General features: G+C 60.3%; 2 protein-coding genes and 2 pseudogenes. All 4 read left to right on the top strand.

The genetic code is table 11. The features are described 5' to 3' along the window. Positions 1–216: pseudogene (locus AX724_RS22955) on the top strand (DUF4158 domain-containing protein); the annotation flags it as partial. A 119-nt stretch (positions 217–335) separates the two neighbouring features. Then, positions 336–3245 (top strand): Tn3 family transposase, encoded by a 2910-nt coding sequence (locus AX724_RS15920; RefSeq protein ID WP_006961814.1) that lies wholly within the window; start codon positions 336–338, stop codon positions 3243–3245. Then, positions 3226–4254, top strand: coding sequence for a recombinase family protein (locus AX724_RS15915; RefSeq protein ID WP_022684634.1), 1029 nt, complete (start codon positions 3226–3228; stop codon positions 4252–4254). Before AX724_RS15920 ends, AX724_RS15915 begins: the two co-directional genes overlap by 20 nt. Before the next feature lie 53 nt (positions 4255–4307). Further along, positions 4308–4991: pseudogene (locus AX724_RS15910) on the top strand (Tn3 family transposase); the annotation flags it as partial.

Raw genomic sequence — 4991 nt, 5'->3', positions numbered from 1 at the left:
AGCGACGATCTACTCCTCTATGCCGCGCGCGAGGAGACCCGGCACGAGCATCTGGCGGACCTTCGCCGAATCTACGGCTATCGCTCCTTTTCGGGGCGGGGCGCACGGGATTTGCGCGAATGGATCGCTCGGGAAGCCGAGGCGGCGACATCGAATGAGGATCTTGCCCGTCGCTTCGTTGCGGAGTGTCGCCGCACCCGCACGATCCTTCCCGGCCCAGTCGGCCCGAAGCTGCGATTTTGGTCATCTTGGAGAACACGTCGGGAACGGGCTGGTTGTTGTTGACGATCGCCCATGCGAGGAACGACGTTCCGCTCCGATAAGGGAGCGGCGTTATGAGCCTTGGCGTTTCGAGTGGGGATCTGATCGGCTCCTGGAGCCTGAGTTTTTCGGACATCGCGTTCGTGACCGGCAAAGCGGAGACGGCACGACTGGGATTGGCGGTTCAGCTTAGATTTTTCGCCGGGCATGGCTTCTTTGTGCCGGATCATGCGTCGATACCCTCCGACGGTGTCTTGTATCTGGCGGAGCAACTTGGTCTCGATGCCAAATCCGTGAACCACTATGATTTTTCCGGGCGCACCGCCCGCCGGCATTGCGCGGAGATTTTGCGGCATCTCGGGTTCCGCCGTATGACGCAGACGGATCGCAGGGCGTTGTCGAGGTGGATTTCCGACGATCTTTGTGCGGGCGGGCAGCCGATCAATGCCATGCTCGAGCATGTTTTCCTGTGGTGCCGCGACCGCCGTATCTATGGGCCGTCGCGCAAGGAGCTGGAACGCCTCGTCCGTTCGCAACGACACCTCTATCTGGAGGCCCTGTTGGCCCGAGTCCGCGATCGGCTTGCGCCGGATGCGGTCGCCTTGCTGGAAGCCTCGCTCGCCGATCCCGATGGCCCGACCGGCTTCAACACGATGAAGGGGGATGCAGGTCAGGCGACGCTCGAAAACATTCTTGGCGTGACCGCCAAACTCGCCTTTATCCAACGGCTTGCTCTTCCCCGAGATTTCCTATCGGTCACGGGCAAGGCATGGGTCGATCAGATCGTTCGCCGGGTTGCCGGCGAGAAAGCCTCGGAGATGCGCCGGCATGTACCGGCGCGCCAGCTCGGGCTCTATGCCGTTTATCTGATGGCGCGGGAAGCTCAGCTTACGGATGCGATGGTCGACCTGCTGATCGAGACGGTCCATAAGATCGGATCGCGCTCGAAACGCAAGGTGGTGGGCGATATCGCGAAAGACATCGAGCGGGTCTATGGCAAGGAGCGACTCCTGGTCGAGATTGCCAGCGCTTCGATCGACGATCCATCCGGGCGCATCTGCGATGTCATTTTCCCAATCGCCGGCAAGGACAAACTGGCGGCGATCATCAAGGAAAGCCAGGCAAAGGGCGCCTTGGATCGGCGGATCTACAAGGTGATGCGGAGGTCATGGGCCAATCATTATCGCCGTATGCTGCCAAGCCTGCTTTCGGCACTGGAGTTCCGGTCGAACAACGCCGTGTGGCGTCCGGTGCTGGCGGCCCTGGACTGGATCAGAAGCAAAGTGGATGATGGATGCCGCTACGTGCCGCCGCACGCAGTGCCGGTCGACGAGGTCATTCCGGCGAGATGGCGCAGTTCCGTCATTGATGAAGAGGGGCGCGTAAACCGGATCAGTTATGAGCTTTGTGTCCTCGCGCAACTGCGCGATCGCATCCGTTCTAAGGAAATCTGGGTTGTCGGGGCGGACCGATACCGCAATCCCGATGACGATCTTCCCAAGGACTTCGATGCGCGGCGAGAAGCATATTACACAGGATTGAACCTGACGGCGGATGCGCGTGCATTTTCAAGCGCCATCCGGGAAGAGCTTGCTCAGGAACTGTTGCTCCTCAATGCCAATATTCCCCGGAACGACAAGGTTCGGCTGCTGTGGCGCGGCGAGAACCGTATATCTCTCACCCCGTTCAAACCCTTGCCCGAACCCAGGGGTCTCGCCTCGATCAAGACCGAGATCGGCCAACGCTGGCCGATGACCGGGCTGCTCGACGTACTGAAGGAGGCTGCCCTTGATACGGGACTTCTCGAAGCGTTCGAAACATCGGCCTCGCGTGTTGCACTGCCGAAAACCGCGCTGGATCAACGTCTCCTGCTATGCCTCTACGGCCTGGGAACGAATGCCGGGCTCAAGCGGATCGCCGGCGCCACCCCCGATGTCAGCTATGAAGAGCTGCTGCATGTCCATCGCCGCTTCGTTCATGCCGCGGCGCTCAAGGAGGCGTGTGCCAGGGTTGCGAATGCGACCCTGGCAATCCGCAATGCTGCAGTCTGGGGGGACGCCGGCACGGCCTGTGCGTCAGATTCCACAAAGTTCGGAGCCTGGGATCGCAACCTGATGACGGAATGGCATGCGCGTTATGGTGGACGGGGCGTCATGATCTACTGGCATGTCGAACGACGCGCGACATGCGTCTATTCCCAGCTCAAGCGCTGCTCTTCCTCCGAGGTCGCCTCCATGATCGAGGGCGTGCTGCGCCATTGCACCGACATGGAAATCCAGCGACAATATGTTGATAGTCATGGCCAAAGCGCGGTTGGCTTTGCATTTTGCCGGCTTCTCGGATTTGAGCTTGCACCCCGCCTGAAAGCGATCGCTCGCCAGAAGCTGGCTCTTCCCGATGTCGGCATGCGAACGCGGCTTCCCCACTTGCAGCCGATCCTCTCCAGTCCGATCAACTGGGATGAGATCGAGCAGCAATATGACGAGATGGTCAAATATGCAGCCGCGATGCAGACAAAAACCGCCGACCCGGAGGCGATCCTGCGCCGGTTTAGCCGCTCCGAGGTGATGCACCCGACCTACAAGGCGTTGAGTGAGCTGGGCCGCGCGGTCAAGACGATCTTCCTGTGCCGGTATCTGCGCGAGGAGTCCTTCCGCCGCGAAATTCATGAAGGCCTGAATGTCGTTGAAAACTGGAACAGTGCCAATGGGTTCGTTTTCTTCGGCAAGGGCGGCGAGATCGCCACTAACCGCATCGATGAGCAGCAGCTCTCGGTCCTGGCGCTACATTTGCTGCAAGCGTCGCTTGTCTATGTGAACACCCGAATGCTTCAGAGCGTGCTGGTGGAACCGAAATGGACGGGCCGGATGACGCCGGATGATTATCGCGGCCTCACACCGCTGATTTACAGCCACGTCAATCCTTATGGCCGCTTCGACCTCGATCTGAATAGCCGGATCGATTTTGGGCGGCTTGCTGCCTGACCGGGGCCTTTCCGCTCGCACCATTTGGGTGCACCCGAACGTGACGATCGGAAGTGACATATACGACATGTCACAAAAGGGTGGTTCCGTCACCAATGTTACTGTACGAGGGCAAAGCCACCCTAATGTGACGGATTTGCCCATGACCCGCGTCGGCTACGCCCGCGTCAGCACCATCGACCAGGATCTCGACATCCAGGTTGCCCGGTTGAAGGCAGCGGGCTGTGAAATCCTCCGCTCCGAAACAGGCTCGGGCGCATCGCGCACTGGACGCACGGAGCTTGAGACGATCATGCAGTTCCTGCGCGCCGATGACGAACTCGTCGTCCTGCGTCTCGATCGGCTCGGTCGCTCCACACGCGATGTTCTCAATCTGGTTCATGAACTCGACCAGAAGGGAGCCTCATTGCGGGTGCTTGAGCCGGAGGTGACGACGGCCGGAAGCATGGGGCGGATGGTGATCACCATTCTGGGCATGGTCGCGGACATGGAACTGACGTTCATCAAGGACCGGCAGCGCGCCGGGATCGAGGCGGCGCGCGCCGAAGGCGTCTACAAAGGCCGGAAGAAAAACATCGATGACGATGAAATCCGACGCCGGATCACCGCCGGCGCGAGCAAGGCCAGCGTCGCGCGCGACCTCAAGATCTCAAGAATGACCGTCTATCGGGCGCTTGACGTCATTCCTTCAAGGATCGGGCTGCCGGAAAAGCCGCCTTCTGTCACCATCGCCCTGCATCTGACCATCGAGAACTTCAACAAGCATGGTCGTGGCAGAAAGCCCGCTCGCGAGCGCATTGAGGCGATGCTGGAGCGGGATTACCAGATGCAAAAGACCGGGAACTGCGATTACACGCTGACCGTCGCCTATGATCAGGGTGCCGATGGCGTCAGCCTCGATGATGAGATCGCATCTCTCCAGACAGAGATGTTCAACATCGCAGAGAGCTACAGGTGCTCGATCGAGACCGATGTTTACGAGATTGGAGGACAAGAGCGAGCCTGGTAGATCGCCATGTTCAATCTTTGTTCTTCAACATGGCCAAAATCGCAGCTTCGGGCCGACTGGGCCTTCCCGGCTCCTCGACGATCGAGCGCCTTTGCGCCGATGCGCTGGTTGAGGCCGAGCGCCGGATCGAGGATCTTATCGCCCATCGCATCACGCCAACCCTGAGCGAGAATTTGGCTCACCTGTTGGAGGATACGGTGGATGGTCGCGTCACGCGCTTCGTATGGCTGCGACAGTTCGAGGTTGGCGCAAATTCAGCAGCCGCTAACCGGCTGATGGATCGACTGGAATATCTTCAAAGGTTCGATCTTCCGGCGGATTTGCTGGACGGCGTGCCGGCGCATCGTGTGACCCGGCTTCGCCGGCAGGGCGAGCGCTATTACGCCGACGGCATGCGTGATCTGCCCGAAGACAGGCGGCTTGCGATCCTCGCTGTCTGCACCCTGGAATGGCGGTCATCGCTGGCCGATGTCATCGTGGAGACCCACGATCGCATCGTAGGCCGTCTCTATCGGGCCTCCGAACGCCTTTGCAACACCAGGATCGCCGACGCAAAGGCGGCCGTTCGGGACACGCTGAAGTCCTTTGCCGAAATCGGTGGTGCTTTGCTTGGAGCGCAGGACGATGGCACGGCCCTGGACGGGATAATCGCCACCGGGCCTGGCTGGGAACGGTTCAGAACCCTTGTCGCCACGGCCTCCGCGCTGACCAACGTGCTCGCGGCCGACCCGCTCAGC

The sequence above is a fragment of the Sphingobium sp. CCH11-B1 genome, from assembly GCF_001556865.1.
Taxonomy (GTDB): Bacteria; Pseudomonadota; Alphaproteobacteria; order Sphingomonadales; family Sphingomonadaceae; genus Sphingobium.
Note: the sequence above shows the minus strand (reverse complement) of the source record. Positions and strands in the feature narration are given on the sequence as shown.

Bases quoted from the DNA above. Each gene is read 5' to 3' on its own strand.
- AX724_RS15920 (WP_006961814.1), top strand. From the start codon at position 336: ATGAGCCTTGGCGTTTCGAGTGGGGATCTGATCGGCTCCTGGAGCCTG.